The 16,925-nt window shown below is 45.3% G+C and carries 11 protein-coding genes; 6 read left to right on the forward strand and 5 right to left on the reverse strand.

The window, feature by feature from the left end; genetic code table 11:
• The first annotated feature begins 174 nt into the window (after window positions 1–174).
• Window positions 175–2,388, forward strand: a complete 2,214-nt coding sequence (locus tag ACFFJH_RS02205) for a coiled-coil domain-containing protein (RefSeq protein WP_390209720.1) — start codon at window positions 175–177, stop codon at window positions 2,386–2,388.
• A gap of 57 nt (window positions 2,389–2,445) precedes the next feature.
• Entirely contained in the window at window positions 2,446–3,813 is a 1,368-nt protein-coding gene (locus ACFFJH_RS02210) for a serine/threonine-protein kinase (protein WP_390209722.1), read from the forward strand.
• A 183-nt stretch (window positions 3,814–3,996) separates the two neighbouring features.
• On the opposite strand, the gene ACFFJH_RS02215 is transcribed toward ACFFJH_RS02210, so the two are convergent.
• The 5 genes from ACFFJH_RS02215 to ACFFJH_RS02235 form a co-directional block, all read right to left on the reverse strand.
• Window positions 3,997–6,258 carry a xanthine dehydrogenase family protein molybdopterin-binding subunit gene (locus tag ACFFJH_RS02215; protein ID WP_390209723.1) on the reverse strand — a complete coding sequence of 754 codons (2,262 nt, stop codon included), beginning with the start codon at window positions 6,256–6,258 and terminating at the stop codon, window positions 3,997–3,999.
• Between the two features lie 45 nt (window positions 6,259–6,303).
• Window positions 6,304–6,762 carry a (2Fe-2S)-binding protein gene (locus ACFFJH_RS02220; protein WP_390209724.1) on the reverse strand — a complete coding sequence of 153 codons (459 nt, stop codon included), beginning with the start codon at window positions 6,760–6,762 and terminating at the stop codon, window positions 6,304–6,306.
• 167 nt (window positions 6,763–6,929) lie between these two features.
• Window positions 6,930–7,922, reverse strand: a complete 993-nt coding sequence (locus ACFFJH_RS02225; protein ID WP_390209726.1) for a threo-3-hydroxy-L-aspartate ammonia-lyase — start codon at window positions 7,920–7,922, stop codon at window positions 6,930–6,932.
• Window positions 7,923–8,060: 138 nt separating this feature from the next.
• Entirely contained in the window at window positions 8,061–8,834 is a 774-nt protein-coding gene (locus ACFFJH_RS02230) for a substrate-binding periplasmic protein (protein WP_390209728.1), read from the reverse strand.
• Between the two features lie 131 nt (window positions 8,835–8,965).
• On the reverse strand, window positions 8,966–10,585 hold the full coding sequence (locus ACFFJH_RS02235; RefSeq protein WP_390209729.1) for a methyl-accepting chemotaxis protein: 1,620 nt from the start codon (window positions 10,583–10,585) through the stop codon (window positions 8,966–8,968).
• A 618-nt stretch (window positions 10,586–11,203) separates the two neighbouring features.
• Here ACFFJH_RS02235 and ACFFJH_RS02240 point away from each other — a divergent pair.
• The 4 genes from ACFFJH_RS02240 to ACFFJH_RS02255 all read left to right on the forward strand — a co-directional run bounded on the left by ACFFJH_RS02240 (window position 11,204) and on the right by ACFFJH_RS02255 (window position 16,897).
• Window positions 11,204–12,592: a Gfo/Idh/MocA family protein gene (locus ACFFJH_RS02240; RefSeq protein WP_390209730.1), complete on the forward strand. Its 1,389-nt coding sequence runs from the start codon at window positions 11,204–11,206 to the stop codon at window positions 12,590–12,592.
• A 513-nt stretch (window positions 12,593–13,105) separates the two neighbouring features.
• The gene (locus tag ACFFJH_RS02245) at window positions 13,106–14,419 is read left to right on the forward strand and encodes an MFS transporter (protein ID WP_390209732.1); all 1,314 of its coding nucleotides are present in this window, start codon (window positions 13,106–13,108) and stop codon (window positions 14,417–14,419) included.
• A 30-nt stretch (window positions 14,420–14,449) separates the two neighbouring features.
• Window positions 14,450–15,196, forward strand: a complete 747-nt coding sequence (locus tag ACFFJH_RS02250; RefSeq protein WP_390209733.1) for an AraC family transcriptional regulator — start codon at window positions 14,450–14,452, stop codon at window positions 15,194–15,196.
• Window positions 15,197–15,286: 90 nt separating this feature from the next.
• Window positions 15,287–16,897 carry a 3-keto-alpha-glucoside-1,2-lyase-like domain-containing protein gene (locus ACFFJH_RS02255; protein ID WP_390209735.1) on the forward strand — a complete coding sequence of 537 codons (1,611 nt, stop codon included), beginning with the start codon at window positions 15,287–15,289 and terminating at the stop codon, window positions 16,895–16,897.
• The last annotated feature ends 28 nt before the right edge of the window (window positions 16,898–16,925 follow it).

Below are 16,925 nucleotides of genomic sequence, written 5' to 3' on the forward strand. Positions count from 1 at the left end.
ATCCTACTCAATAAAAAACTGGGTGCTATTCTTTTCCTCAGTGCAATCTCATTGCAATTTCGCTCGGTGCAATTTTAAATTATGGCAACGGTGTAGGTGTACACCGTGTCCTTAGTTTTATTGATATTGCGTTTTTAGTTTCTCGCCAAGGCAGTGCTTGGGTTGGAGTTTGGTATGCGTAAGCTTTTTTCTTATCCTAAGATACGGTGTGTTCGTTGCGAGCATGAAAATCGGCAAGACTCCGACTATTGCGCCCAATGTGGTTTGATGTTGAGTAGCCCCGCTCATGAGTCCGTATTGCGCCAGCAACGTTGGCTGCCGGCTGATGACGAGGTCGCGATTTTTTTTGCGGTGCAATCTGTCGATAAAATTGCCAAAGACAATCTACAAATTCCTGCTCGTGCTCGGGCTTTTATTCTGCAAAATCAGCGCATCGTTGAGCTGTTTGCAGGCGACTATTCTTGTGCTAGTTTGAAGGCAAAAACTAAACATTTCATGGCTGACCAAGCATTAGAAATACTAATCACTCGCTCTCTACCATTCGCCTTACATTTTGATTTTGAAAACCTACATACCGTAGAATTTCTACCGATCAACGCGAGTTGTTTGATACGTGTCAAGATCGACGAAGTGGCGATTTTTGCGCAGCATTTCATGACCTCACCGGGCAGTATTAACACGTCGCAGTTACAGAAAATATTCGAAGCGTCAGTTAAACAGATTTTGCAAAGTTGGCTCAGTACACAATCTTTGAGAAAACTACAAGACCAAACGGAGTTGACTGCCCAGTTAGATGCCCACTTACGACATGAAATTAATCAACAACTGCAAGCGTACGGATTTGTGGCGACGCAGGCTGTGGTACAAGAATTGCGCCATCATAAATTAGCCGAGGATAGAGAGAAATATAGCGAGCAGGCATTTAGCGCTGATTTGCAAATCGAGGCGCAACGCCGACACTCAGATCGCGCGAAAGATGTTGATAATCTGTACAGCGAACGCGAATGGCAAAAAATTGCGAAGCAAGAAGAGCAAGTGCGTTTGCGTTATCGCCACGAAGAAATGCGCCAACAATTTGGCAAAGATTTGGGCTGGTTGTATCTCAAAGGTGAGCATGATAAGGCCAATAAGCGATTATCACGTGCTAAGTTAAGACAAGATGAAGCGGAGCGCTTGCAGACGATACGTTTGCGCGAAGTCGAACTCTATGGACAAATCGCCGCAGCTCACACGCGTAAGCAAGCTTTCAATCAAGAGACAGCCGACACCATACGCGAGCTAGAACACAAACTGAAAGAAAAATCAGAGACACGTCAAAGTGAAGCAGATCAATGGTTGCATATACGCACATTAGCGCGTATTAAGATGCGTTCAGAGTCTGAACTGAGTCAGCTCCACTCCAAACAAGCTGCGCAAGTATTGCAGCAACAAATCGAACACCAGATTAAAAGAACCCAGCTCGAACATGAGATTGCGCAAAGTCATTTAATCAATGAGCGAGATCAAAAAATTCATCAGACGCAATTGCTACAAGAAAAACAAGCGCAATTAGCGCAACACGAGCAAGAGCTAGAAGATGAGCGTCAGAAAAAACGTCTGATTGATATTAGTATAGAGACCGAAGTTCGTGCCCGCGAATTTAAGCGTATGCAGGCGTGGGAAGAAGAATTACATCAACAGCGTCAGCGTGATTTGCAAAGAGAACAGCGCATCAAAGACGTGGAAAATGCGCTGCAGGTCGAACAGGTGCAAACAAGTATAAACAGTCTACAACAAGATGCCGAGTTGGCTCGATCCGCCGCGCAGCAAGAAAAATTATTGCGCACACTAAAAGTACATCAACAACTAATCCAACAAGAGCTGCAAGAAGAACAGCAACGTGAGCATCAAAAAACAATGCATGTAGTCGAGTTAGAAAAGAGCCGCATGCAGATTAGTCAGGAAGAAGAAAATAATCGTTGGCAGCGAGAACAGCAAAGTAAGGAAGCAGAAGCGCAACAACGAGCAATGATGGCTAAGATAGAGATAGAGCGCTTGAATGCCATCGCCAATTTCAGCGAAACTGGCAAGATTGCCACCGCCGAGGCGCCGAACGCGACAGCGCTGGCCGACCTCATGAAATTACAAACCCAAGCTAGCATGAGTCCAGAACAAATTCTGGCAACGCAAGCGGGACAATCTGCGCATGCGGCGCAGGCGATGAGTGCTATGTCGCAGATTCAGCAGGGAATGAGTTTGGAACAAGCCATGAAAATGCTACAAGAACGTTTACGTGAGGAGCGCGAGGAAAGGAACGCTGATCTAAAACGACGACATGAAATAGATTTGAGCATGGCGCAAAATTTTGCGCAACATCGAATCCATACACCTGCTAATGGTCGTAAATAAGATTTTAAAATCTGTCTTCAGATAAGTTTGTTTGATATAAAAAAGTGGAATGAGGTCATGCAAAAGCCCTTGCAAAGAATCAGAGAATTGCGTGATCTGCTCAATGAGGGATTGTTGACTGACCAGGAGTTCACTCAAAGAAAAAATGCCATCCTCGATAGTGCGTTTGGACCAGACGGTAAACTCAGCATATACAACGGACATCACGAATCTGCGGAAGGGACCGATCTGGGTTTTATCGCAGGTCAGGAGATTGGTGCACAAGCAAAACGTTTTAAGTTAGAGCGCTTGCTAGGTGAGGGCGGGATGGGACAAGTTTGGCAAGTCACGGATCTGGCGACACAAGCCGCATTAGGTCATAGTGAAAAACTTGCTTTAAAAATCTTGCCATCGCAATTCACCCAGAGTCCATTACACACTCGTCTATTAATCGAAGAAGCGTCCTTAGTGCGAAGACTGGCGCATGAAAATATTGTCAGAGTCTATGACTGGGGACGCGATCCCGCGACCAATAGTTATTTCATTATGATGGAATATCTGGACGGTCAAGATCTCGACAGTTATCTCAGCAAACATCAGCGCTGCGAGTGGACGCAGGTTTTAAAAATCCTATTACCCGTCGCGCGTGCTTTGCAATACGCTTGGGATAAATACAAACTCGTGCATCGCGATCTGAAGCCGAGCAATCTACTATTGACTCAACATGGCGAAGTCAAACTACTCGATTTTGGTATTTCAGCTCGCCTGCGCAGTCACACTAATGCAGGACTTAGCACCACAGGATTTGCCAGTACACGGTCGCCACATGCTGGTACCGCAGGTTATCGTGCGCCAGAAGCTGGTCGTCAACAAGCGCAGTACACGCCTGCTTTAGACGTGTACGCAATGTCTGTCATGATCTATCAATTACTGGAAGGTACTTTGCCATTCGGAGATTATCGACATCATCAGCACACGGTGAAACAACCGAGTGCATTGAGTGCCGCGCAATGGCAGGTCTTACAAAGTGGTTTTGCGCTTTCTGCAGAACAAAGACCGATTAGCGCTTTGGCTTTGCTACAAGCGATGGCTGAAACGGTCAGCGCAACTGAGTCCATGGAACCAACTAAACAGACTAAGGCAATAGCTAAAACATTAGCACCACCAACGCTAGACCCTGCTGCACAACAACGCGCTGAGCAAAGACAACAACGTAAAGAATTTGAGCAACAAAGACGGAAACAAGCCTCGCTCGCATTGCGCGCTTTAGTGGAAAAGCAGCGGCGTTTGCAAGAGCAAGAAAGTGTGCGAATACAGCAAGCGAAAATGGCGCAAGCCGCACAGCGAGACAGAACCAAAATGAATGAAGTGAGCTGGGAAGACGCGCAGCGGTATTTGGGTAATATTACCCAAGAACGCGGCGAGAATGTGAATAAACTCGTATAGCGGTTTATTGCCAATCAGGCTTGTAAGAGTGGGGCGTAGAAAGTAAAGAGTAGAAAGTAAAGAGTAGAGATGGGTTTCGCGAAAAATTCTAGTAAGCAAATGACAGAAACCCATCTCCATCTTAAGCTTCCCCTTGAAGGGGGAAGGCTTAGCACACATTAAAATAAACGGAAAACTGTCTATTTATCCCTTGATATTGAACGGCAAACTACGCGGTGCGCTTCCGGTCAATTGGGCAATTGCATTGGCAAATGCGGGTGCCAAAGGTGGTAAGCCTGGCTCGCCCATACCGGTTGGAGGATCGGCGCTTGGAACGATATGCACGGTCATTTGTGGCATATCGATGATGCGAGCAACGGCGTAGTCGCCAAAATTACTTTGTTCAACGTATCCATCTTTAAAAGTAATGGCAGCATTTTGTAAACACATACCCAATCCCATCAAAGCACCGCCTTGTACTTGGGCTTCTATGGTTTTAGGATTGACGGCTAAATTACAATGCACACCCGCGGTAGCAGTATGTAATTTAGCTTGACCATCCGCTACAGAAGCCGTCACAACATAAGCTACCACGGTTTCAAACGACTCATGCACGGCCACACCCCATGCATGACCTTTAGGCAAACGACGTTTGTTGTATCCTGATTTTTCTACAGCTAGTTTTAAAGCAGCCGTATGACGTGGATGTTTGTCGCCAAATTGTTTGAGACGATAGGCAACTGGGTCTTGTTTTGCGTTACGGGCGATTTCGTCGATCAAGGTTTCCATCACATAAGCGGTGTGTGTGGAACCAACGCTGCGCCACCATAGAACTGGCACATTGACTTTGGGGTGGTGGACCGACAAGCGCATCGGTATTTGGTAAGGATCACGCATGCCTTCGACTGCGGTACCGTCGATTCCATCTTTTATCAAGAAGCCCTCGAACGGCGTGCCTGCGACGATGGATTGACCGACGATCACATGGTCCCAAGCTTGTACCTGTCCTTGTTCATCGTAGCCAATGTCTGCGCGGTGTACATGCATAGGGCGATAGTAACCGCCTTTGATGTCATCTTCGCGGCTCCAGATAGTGCGTATCGGCGCTTGTATGCCTGCGCTACGTGCCGCTTTGGCGACATTACAAGATTCCACGACGTAATCACAATTCGGCACGGCACGACGACCAAAACCACCACCAGCCATTTGTACGTGCAGATTGAGATTTTTTGGTGGCACGCCCAAGGCTTGGGCTGCCGCCATACTTTCTACGCCAGGCATTTGAGTTCCTACCCAGAGTTCAGCTTTACTGCCATCTGCACTCAACTGCACTGTGCAATTTAATGGCTCCATCGCGGCGTGCGCTAAGTAAGGGAAAGTGAATTCTGCGGAAATTTTCTTTGGTGCAGAACTGAGTTTGCTGACGTCGGCTTTAAAATGAAACTTACCCGGCGTTTTAGCCAGCTCTTGATATTGCTTTAATTGCGCAGCGCTATCTACTTTCTCAACACCGCTGGCGTCCCAATCGAGTTTCAGCGCGTCGCGTCCTTGCTTCGCTTGCCAGAAACCATCGCCAATGACGGCAACACCTTCACCGCCACGATCTACTGCGATTTTAAGTACAGCACGCACACCTTTGATTTGTTTCGTCGCGCTATCGTCGAAAGACTTTAGCTTGGCACCAAATACAGGTGGATGCGCAATCACGGCGGTCAACATGCCTGGCAGTCGCACGTCAATACCAAAGTTTTGTTTACCACTGGATTTATCGGAGGCATCCAGACGCCCAACTTGTTTGCCAATAATTTTGAAAGACTTGGGATCTTTCAAACGAACATTATCTGGAACGGCCAATTTCATTGCAGCTTCCGCCAACTCGCCATAACTGAGTGTTTTGCCGTCAGCGCGAATGACCATGTTGCGATCAGTGCGTAAGGTGTCAGGTGCCACATTCCATTGTGCTGCTGCAGCGGCTATTAACATCGCACGCGCACGCGCACCTAACTCACGATATTGTGTGTATGAATGTTTGATAGAACCTGAACCGCCTGTGATATGCATGCCAAAGGCGGGATCGGCATAAGCGGGATCGGCGTTGCCATGAACCGCAGCAACTTTGCTCCAGTCGGCGTCTAATTCTTCCGCCAAGATCATAGGCAGGGCAGTGTGTACCCCTTGACCAAATTCTAAGCGGTTAATGGTTACGATAACTTTGCCATCTTTGCTAATTTGTACGAAGGCGGCTGGTTGTTGAAATGCTTTCAATCCTGCGGCTGGCTTGTCGGTTTGCGCGACCGCTGGAAACATACCCAAAGCAAAGCCGCTGGCGGCACTCATTTTTAAGAAATTACGACGTGAGAACGAAGTAGCCTCAGTGTGGCTATGATTCTTTTGTATCATGGCAGCGATCCCTTTTGGGAGCTCGCTCAGATCGCTCGACATATTATTTTTTGAATAGAAATGCATGGCAGTATCCTTATCGATAGAGTAGAGGGCTGAACGACTTATTGATTATGCCAAGGCGGCGGCTGCCGCTTTGATCGCACCACGTATCCGTTGGTAGGTACCACACCGGCAGATATTGCCGGACATCGCGGCATCAATATCGGCATCGCTGGGTTTTTTATTCGTTTTTAATAAGGCGGTTGCACTCATAATCTGACCACTTTGACAGTAACCGCATTGCGCTACATCGTGGGCGATCCATGCTGCTTGGACAGCCTTACCCACTTTATCGTTAGCGATGGCTTCTATGGTGGTGATTTTACGACCAACGACCGTGGATGCCGGCGTGATACAAGAGCGGATTGCCTGACCGTCGACATGCACCGTACATGCACCACACTGTGCGACGCCACAGCCATACTTGGTGCCGCTTAAACCTAAACCATCGCGTAAGGCCCATAGCACTGGCGTATCCGGCGCTAGATCGAGCGTGCTTTCTTTGGTGTTTACATTGAGTTTCAACATGGCGATGTCCTTATTGAATGAGGTGAACGGGGGCTATTTCAACTACTAGAGTCTTGAATGCATCTTGAACGCATCTTGAACGCATCTCGAATTCACTAAGCATAGTAAAACAAATTAAAAAATCACGGAAATTTTCATTACTTTTGCCTTGCATTAAATAGATTACTTTAATTTATTTCTGTATCTTGAATTAATTTTGCGAATCGACTCAAATCAATATTGCCACCAGAAATGATGACACCGACTCGTTTTCCTTTAATATCCAGCGCGCCACTCAATGCTAATGCCGCCGCTAAACATCCGGTTGGCTCGACCATGAGTTTCATGCGACTCGCAAAGAATTTCATGGTATCGATTAACTGCGCGTCACTGACTGTCGCGATATCGTCAACATGCTGTTGAATGACGGGAAAGGTATGCGTTCCCAAATGTTGTGTTTGCGCGCCGTCGGCGATGGTGTTGGGAGTGTCGATATGCACGATAGAGCCACTGCGTAAACTGCGTTGACCATCATTACCCGCTTCAGGCTCGACTCCGATGACTTTGCAAAGTGGATTTAATGCTTTGGCGGCAGTTGCGCAACCGGAAAGTAAACCACCGCCACCCAAAGGTACCAATAAATAATCGAGCGCCGCAGCGCTGCTGCTAACGCTCTCTATTAGCTCTTTAGCGCTGGTGCCTTGTCCCGCCATGACATGAGGATGGTCATACGGTGGAATCAACGTTAAACCTTGCTCTTGCGCTAACTGACGACCGATCGCTTCACGGTCTTCTGTATAACGATCATAAAAAATGATTTCGCCGCCATAGCCGCGGGTTGCAGCAACTTTAATCGCAGGTGCATCTTTCGGCATCACTATCACGGCGCGCATTCCAAATTGCTGTGCTGCTTTGGCGATTGCTTGGGCGTGATTGCCGGATGAAAAAGTCACGACACCTCGGGCTTTTTGTTCCAGCGTAAATTGAAGTAATGCATTACAGGCACCACGAAATTTGAAGGCGCCACTGGTTTGGAAGCTTTCGCATTTAAAAAATAATTCTGCCTGACTCAATTGATTCGCAGTGTTTGAGGTCAACACCGGTGTTGCTTGAATATAGGGCAAAATCCTCTGGTGAGCGAGGACGATATCGGCGTAGGAGAATGTGGAACTGACGGTCATGGAGTAATTCCTGTGCATCAATAATATAAACAACTATTCTAAGCGGAATTGGCATCGACCGTGTTCATACGTTGAGACAGGAATAATGATTAGAGCAGGGCGTGGTGAGTGGGAGGGGGACTTAGTCAGGCACTTACTTTATTCTTTGTATTTTTCAAAAATTCGTTTTAAATCACCATTTTGTTCCATTTGACTCAAGACTGTATTAACTCTCTTCACTTGATCCGCGGGTAAATCTTTTCTGATACCCATAAAAAATTTTTCTGTGTGGATTGGTTTGTTTATTAATCGAATTTGGTCTTGTAATCCGGCCTGACGAATTGCGTGTTTGATTCCAGGTGAGCGATGACAATAAAAACGGCCTCTCCCCATTAATAATTTTTTTAAATTTGAGATGGAAGAGGTAGCTCCTGCATCCACTGTTAAACCACCGACATCGCGTACTATGTCAACAATACCAAAACCTCGGATTGCCAGAATAATGCCATCATCACCCAGTCGCCGAATATCATCCCAATTATCGACAGTGACATTATCATCGGCACGTACCGCTAACAAATACTCAACGGAAAACAGCGTCGGGTTGAGTAGTTCATACAAGGCGGTGTTGCGTGGAATTTTTTGCAGACCGCAGATAAGATCAATATTGCCTGCTTTCGCCTGCGCATCGATGCGCGCTCGTGGCATCCAATTTTGATGTCCTATGATTTGTAATTCTGGGTCGAGTTTTTCTATCCTTTTAAAGATATCGACGCAAATACCTCCAATTGAATTTTCGCTGGTTTTCGATTGGGTGATGTACTTGGGTTCAGATGATTCTTGCGCAGCAGTTCTCAACACGATGACCGCATCACTAGGCGAGGCATAGCCGAGGATCATCGTGAGGCAAAACAAATAAAATACTACGCGCATGAAATTTCTATTCGACTTGAATCGAAGCAAAAATATGATCGACGTATTGATTCTGAAATCATTGGTAAAGATTTGGGGCGACTCAATTCGTTCATTTTTCTCTCAGAAATAGCTTGGTAGTATGAGTAATATTAGTAACTGGTTAGCCGCAAAGTGCCTTGATTTAGCTTTTGTTGGCCAACGCTTGAGTAGTTTGATGAGATGTGCGAATTTAATTTGAATACGCTGACTAGCTTGGACAAATTTTCAGCTTGATCATTTAAACTTTGTGCACTGGCGGCCGCTTCTTCAACCAATGCAGCGTTTTGTTGCGTGACATTATCCATCTGTATTACCGCTTGATTAATTTGCGCAATGCCTGCCGATTGTTCATTGCTGGCATCGTTAATTTCACTCATGATTTCTGTTACGTGTTTCACGCGGTCGACAATCTCGGTCATGGTCAAGCCCGCCTGATCAACGAGTGCGGTTCCTTGTTTTACTTTGCTAACAGAGTCATCAATCAAAGACTTAATTTCCTTAGCCGCACTGGCTGAGCGTTGTGCCAAGCTACGAACTTCAGAAGCGACTACGGCAAAGCCACGACCTTGTTCACCCGCTCTGGCCGCTTCAACTGCGGCATTCAAGGCCAAAATATTGGTTTGGAACGCGATCCCATCGATGACCGCAATAATATCGACAATTTTTGTGGATGAGGCGCTGATAGAACCCATGGTGTCGACCACTTCTGAAACGACCTTACCACCCTTGATCGCAGCGGCCGACGCCGCATGCACCATATCATTGGCTTGGCGTGCATTCTGTGTATTGTGTTGCATCGTGCTGGTTAGCTCTTCCATGGACGAGGCGGTTTCTTCCAGCGAGCCCGCTTGTGTTTCGGTACGAGCGGATAAGTCGAGATTGCCAGCCGCAATTTCAGTCGATGCTGTGACTATCAGATTGGTGCTCTCGCGCACACTATTTACGATAACTTGCAACTCGTGATTCATCTCTTGCAGTGCTGCCATCAATTGGCCGGTTTCGTCCTTAGAATCGACTTGGATATCGCTAGTGAGGTCGCCAGACGCCACTTGTTTAGCGAAGTCAACAGCTAAACCTAAGGGCTTAGTAATACTGACCGTCATAATCCACGCACACAGAGTGCCAAATATCAAAAATCCGGTAATCAGCGCGATGATTAAATTACGGCTATTTGCTGCAATGGTATCGACATCTTGACTCAAGTCATTTACTTCTTTCTGTTGAAAAGCGAGAAAATCCAATTCGCTTTTTTGATAGGCGGCCGATAGCTGCATAAATTTCTCAAAATTTTTACTAACAGCCTCGGCATTTCCCTCTTTTTTTGCCTGATTAATTAGGTTTCTCGTCGCGATATAGTCTTTGCGAACTGAGATGATATTGTCCAACAATTTTTTTTCTTCAGCTGTATCGTAATGTTCTTCCATATATTTTTGGATTTCATTATTACGCTCAGTGGATTCTTTCGCATCTTGCGCAAAAAAATCAGCCAGAGATTCATCACTACTTTTAACAATTGCTAAGGTGCGTTTTAAGCCCGCCACCGTTATGCGATACCACTCTTCAGTCATACGTTCTTTTTTGAGCGGTTCTTCCATCATTGTATGCGTAGCGCTTGCCACTTCGTTTAAGCGCCACAAGCCAACCGCAGATGAGAGAGTAGCTAAGAGCAGGACGATACCAAATCCAAAACCGAGGCGCAGGCCTATAGGGAGATCTTTAATTTTCATCATGATTTTCTTAGTGTAAATGAATTTTACAGGATATTTTATAGATATATTTGAGAAATATATTCAACTCTTATTGTCTGACCAGTTAAATATGGATCGCAAGTGAACAATTGTGAACTCAAACGATAGCTTTCATATTTAGAAACTGTTTATGAAGTGTAGTGCTTTATAAAAGTTTCGCCAGAGGAATGTGTAATTTAGTAATAAAAATGGTGCTCAATAGCAAAATAATAGTAATTTTTGTAGTTTATATACAGCAATAATTTGCGCTATTCCAAAACAGAAGAGTCACGACGCACTGTGACAATGACAGCTTATATTTCAGTTCATTTGTCACGATAGCGGTATTACTACGTCGATGGGAATGCCTGTTATCCAGCCTTGGCAATTAATCGCCGAAAATCTTTTAAATTTTGCGGATTTTCAACCAAAAACAGGAAAAAACTAAGTGTTACTATGCACTTGTTAAAGTAAATATTTTCGTAATATATTTTAGATTAAATTAGCTTAACGTCAGTCAGCGACTAGTCATTTGAGTCGCTGACATTTGTAGTTGTGCTGACTAATAAAACCGACATAAGAAATGAATTAATAACGATTTCAAAATAAAAGGTGAACCTTATGGATCGCAGAAATTTACTTAAAACCCTCAGCTTAAGTTTAGGTGCAGGCATCGTCACAACGGATGTGTTAGCGCGCGTGGGAGAAAACGCCTATAGTTATCGGATCGGAGAAAATTCCACTCACCAAGCTTTATCAAAACCGGTGACGGTGATTACCTGCGGTGCTGGCAGTCGGGGTAATGTGTATGGTGATTACGCATCACAATTTCCGGAACAACTGAAGGTGATCGGAGTGGCGGAGCCCGTGCCATTTCGCAATGAAAGATATGCCAAGAAGCACAATATTCAGGCAGAAAATCGCTTCAATACTTGGGAAGATGTATTCAAGAAGCCGAAGATGGCAGATGCGGTAATCATCTCTATGCCGGACAATCTTCACTACGAACCTTGTATGCAAGCCTTACGTCTCGGATATGACGTGTTATTGGAAAAGCCGATTGCACCGACCGAGAGAGAGTGCAGAAACATTCTTGCTTTGGCAAAGAAAACGGGACGCATAGTCGCAGTCTGTCATGTGCTGAGATACGCGCCGTATTTTGTCAAAATGAAAGAGCTAATTGCCAAAGGTGCTATCGGTGAAGTGATTAGCATGCAACATCTTGAACCCATCGAACATACTCACATGGCACATTCCTACGTGCGCGGGAATTGGCACAACTCCAAACAGACCACGCCCATTATTCTTGCGAAGTCCTGTCATGATCTTGACATCATGAAGTGGGTTATTAATAAGAAAGCGGAAAAAATTGTCGCCATGGGGAACTTGAAATGGTTCCGCCGCGAAAATGCACCGCAAGGGAGTACCGCACGTTGTACGGATGGCTGTCCGGTAGAGCGCACATGTCCATATTCGGCCATTAAAGAATATGTGGATGTCGTCGGTAGATCCCACGTTTTAGATATTCCCGATAACGTGCTAGATCGGAAGCTCGCGGCACGTGAGAAGCTCAAAACTAGCGATTATGGTCGTTGTGTCTACCGCATGGATAACGACCAACCTGATCACTATGTGTCGAGCATACAATTCAGCGATAACGTCACAGCCAGTTTTTCTATGGAGGCATTTACCGCTTATCACGGCAGACGTACTCGAGTCATGGGCTCGATGGGAGATATGGTTGGTGATATGAATGAGCTAGTGGTGCATGATTTTAGAACTAAGAAAGAGACTAAATTTGTGCCTGATGCTGAGGATGTCGCTGGCTACAAAAATAGTGGTCACGGCGGTGGAGATTGGTTGTTAGTTAAGGACTTTGTACAAGCAGTTGCTCAACAAAATTCAGCGCTCTTAACCTCAACTATCGATGAATCTATTGAAAGTCACATCATGGGATTTATGGCAGAGAGTAGCCGTAAAAATGGTCGAGTGATGGAAGTGAAAATGTGATTAAAAAATCAGCACGCTAATAAGCTAATTTAATCTCATGGCTAGGGTGTAATAGTGGACGATAGGGTGCGCGATGCACCCTATTTATTTGGGCTGGTACTGAGAGTTTTCAAATAAAAATATCGCATCGCACAATAAATACGCGTGTTTAGTTATCGTATTCATTGTTTAGTGTGGCAACGAATAGTGAGGCTGCAGTCGCTGAAAAAGCTTGAGGTAAGCTTGGAGTAAATATTACTAGTTGCCAGTTGGTTGGTTTGATGAAAAATACCTCTTTGCCGAATTTGTTATATTTTTTGCGGATTTATCCATAGTGATTCCTTATTTTGCTTGCTACTATGTTTGCGACATCGTGCTAAAAGTAAGCTGTTGCAAAATCGGCGACAAAGGAACTGACGCTGATTTATGTAGTCTCATTCCATAAATTTGTTGAGACTCTTTAATTCTAACTAGCTCGGTACGAAAGATAAAAAATCGATAAAGCATTTCCAGTAAATTAAAAAAGGAAAGCAGATGGAGACAAAGAATAGTTTTAGTGCGCGCTTATTGTTCACTTCGAACCTAGCGATTTTCACGATAGGTTTAGGCTTCGCGGTGCGCGCTGCCATTGCCGATGATTTGCGCGTGAAGATTTTTAATGTGATTGATGCCGCACAATCAGCAACCATGGTAGGGCAGGCATTAGGCATGACCTTTCTCGGTTTTGCTTTCACACTACTTATCGGTAGTTCCTTGGTTGATATCTTAGGATCAAAACGTATCTTAATCTTCTCTGCATTAAGTAATTTGCTCGGGAGTTTATTGGTATTGTGGGCGTCTATCCGTCCGGTTGATGCGAGTAGCTACACCATAGTCTTAATTGGTTTAATGTTGACAGGATTGGGGTGGGGCGGTGTCGAAGGTGCCGTCAATCCGCTAGTGGTCAGTATCGATCCCGAGAATAAAATCAAAAGGCTAAATATTTTGCACGCATGGTGGCCAGCAGGTATCGTGTTCGGTGGCTTATTCAGTATCGCTGTTAAGACTTTTGGTTTGCCATGGCAAACTAATTTAGTCGTTCTGTGCTTGCCAGCCTTTGCCATCATTATGTTGGTGCGTGGTCAGGTTTTTCCCGTCACAGAACGGGTCGCGCAAGGCGTCTCCTATGCCGATATGTGTCGCGAACTATATCGTCGACCACAATTCCTTATCTTCTTGTGCTGCATGTGGCTAACTACCTCTAGCGAGCTGGCTCCAGGTCAGTGGGTCGATCTGACGCTAAGTCACACAGTCGGAATGAGCGGTATCTTTATTCTGATTTATGTCAGCACACTCATGTTTGTCATGCGTCATTTTGCAGGGCCGATTGCCCATCGCTTGTCGAGCATAGGTTTGTTGTGGGTGAGTAGTTTATTGGCGGCGATAGGTTTGTTTGCGCTTAGTCGTGCTAATAGTCCGGTTACGGCAGTTCTCGCAGCGACGATTTGGGGTGCTGGTGTGTGCTTTATGTGGCCAACTATGTTGGCGGTAGTCTCGGAACGGTTCGTACGTGGTGGTGCGCTAGCGATGGGCTTAATGGGTTTTACAGGTGGCATGGCGATACAGTTTTTATTGCCAGCGCTTGGCAAAATTTTTGATGATGCTAAAAATCTTGCGGCAGGTGGCGCTGATAAATTGGCGACTTTGTCAGCAGAGCAATCTACGCAAGTAATACAAATCGCTTCTCGGGAATCTTTTCAAGCTATCGCATTGGTGCCACTGATTTTATTACCGATCTTCGCGGCGATTTGGTTACATGATCGTAGTCAAAATAAAAAAATGGCTGCTCAATCCGCACTAAGCAGTTAACCGCTGATTCACCTCGGAACCTGATATCCAATGACCGCAATTGATGTAAAGAATTTTTATACGAAGCACGGCATATCGTCACCGTATGCGATCTTCGATCTACTTTCTGATACTTTTTATTTTGCAAAAAATTGCGATGGGCAATTCGTTTGCGCCAATAAACTCTTGCAAGAAAAATTTAATTTAGAAAGCGCAGAAGATGTCATTGGCAAGACCGACTTTGATTTTCTGAGTCACGATGTTGCGAGTCGTATTCGTGACGATGACTTGGCGGTGATGGCTGGAGAGCTGGTGGTGAAAGATAAGTTTGAAGTGGTAGTGGGTGTCAATGGAAAACTATTTTGGCTATTTACCACCAAAACGCCGATCAGAAATCGTAAAGGTGCCATCGTTGGTGTCGAGGGGTTTAGTCGGGATGCCGAGCGTTCACAAAATATCATTGAACCATTTCAAGTGTTTAAATCGAGTATCGAATACATGCAACGCGAGTATATGAATGACGTCAATATCGCCGACTTGGCAGAACTGGCTTGCATGTCTTTAAGCACCTTTGAACGTAAATTCAAAAAACATTTTTCGCAAACCCCAATGCAATACCTCAAGCATTTACGCATACATCAAGCCTGCAAGTTGTTAGCGACAGGCTATGGCATTAAGAAGGCATTTTCTGAAACGGGCTTTTGCGATCAGAGTTATTTTACTAAAGAGTTTCGCTCGGTAATTGGGATGACGCCACGGCAATTCTCTTTAGTGGCCGAACAAGCCAAAGCGGGTTAATGCAGGCCATTAACAGAGCATTAAGCATCTAAACCAAAAAAATAGACACAAAAATAAACCCGAAAATAGACCATCAGTCGGAGACAAAAATTGAAAAAAACGTTTCGTAAAATTAGCTACTTGGGAGCTGGTATGTTGTTGAGTTTTAGCCTATTAGGCCCAAGTCTTGCTCAAGCCAAGCAAGTCAGTCAATCCGCAACTCAATCTGGAATTCAGTCAAATCAGGTCCCCCAATTGAGCGTGCAATTATGGTCGGTCAAAGATGATGTTAGTAAAGACTTTGAAGGCACCTTGAAAAAAATTGCAGCGATGGGATTTCAAGGTGTAGAGTTCGCTGGTAATTTTGGCCTTTACAAAGACGATGCGCCGGGGCTAAAACGATTCTTAGATAAAACGGGGTTGAAAGTATCGGGTGCGCATGTTGCGATTGCGCAGTTGAATCCAGATAACTTCGCTAAAGTCGTCAAGTTTTATCAAGATATTGGATGTAATAAGTTGATCGTGCCAAGTGACTCGCGTGCTGGCGATCCCGTTGGCGTCAAATTGTTGGCACAAGATTTAAGTGCGCTGTCTAAGCAGTTAAAACCATTTGGTATGCAAATTGGATTTCATAATCACAGTGTAGAAATGAATGCCTATGAGGGAAAAACTTATTGGGATGCGATCGCGCAAAATACGCCGCATGATGTCATCTTGCAGCAAGACGTGGGCTGGACTAGCTATGCGGGCAAAGATCCCGTGTTGTTCGTGAAGCGCTATCCAGGTCGAACGCTAACCACGCATTACAAGAGTAAATTACCCTTAAAACCACTGAGCCAAGAAAGCGGCAAATCTTATACGACCATCATAGGCCAAGACAATATTGATTGGGATGCTTTGTATCAGGCGAATGTACAAGTGGGCGGCACCGAATGGATCGTGGTCGAGCAGGAAGAATATCCGAATGGGCTCAGTCCTATGCAAAGTGTAGAGCAATCTTTGCGTGGACTGCAGGCGGTCATTGCAGTGAGAAAAGCGGGCACGAGCCGGCCGCTCAATGCCTTAACACCTAGCGAACAAGCGAATGGTTGGAAGCTTTTGTTTGACGGTAAAAGCACTCAAGGTTGGCACGCCTATGGCAAGTCCAGCATCGGCAGCGCATGGAAAATTTATCAGGGTGAATTGCAATTAGACGTCAGTAAAAAAGACGGCTGGCAAACTTCGGGTGGGGGCGACATAGTCACTGACGAGCAATTTGATAATTTCCATTTGCAATTGGAATGGAAACTACAAAAGAACGGCAATAGCGGCATTTTCTTATACGTCAATGAAGATGCGAAACAATATCCTTATGCATGGAACACCGGCTTGGAAATGCAAGTTTTAGATAACGATGGACACGCCGATGGAAAAATTTTCAAACATCGCGCTGGCGATTTGTATGATTTGATTGCAGCTACTCAGGCCGCCGCACTGGCACCTGGGCAATGGAACTTGGTCGATATTGTGAGCGATCACGGCGAATTGAATTTTTATCTGAATGGTCGGCATATCGTGAATACCCGTTTATGGACGGATGATTGGAAGGCCTTGGTTAAGCAAAGTAAATTCGGCAGCATGCCGGGTTTTGGCGAAACGAAAAAAGGTCGAATCGGATTACAAGACCACGGTGATGCGGTCAGTTTTAGAAACATCAAAATTCGTTCGCTGTCATTGAATTGATATGCGAGATGTGCTGAATGTACGGCAC

It is taken from the genome of Affinundibacterium danionis (genome assembly GCF_042432465.1).
In the GTDB taxonomy this organism is placed as follows: Bacteria; Pseudomonadota; Gammaproteobacteria; order Burkholderiales; family Burkholderiaceae_D; genus Undibacterium; species Undibacterium danionis.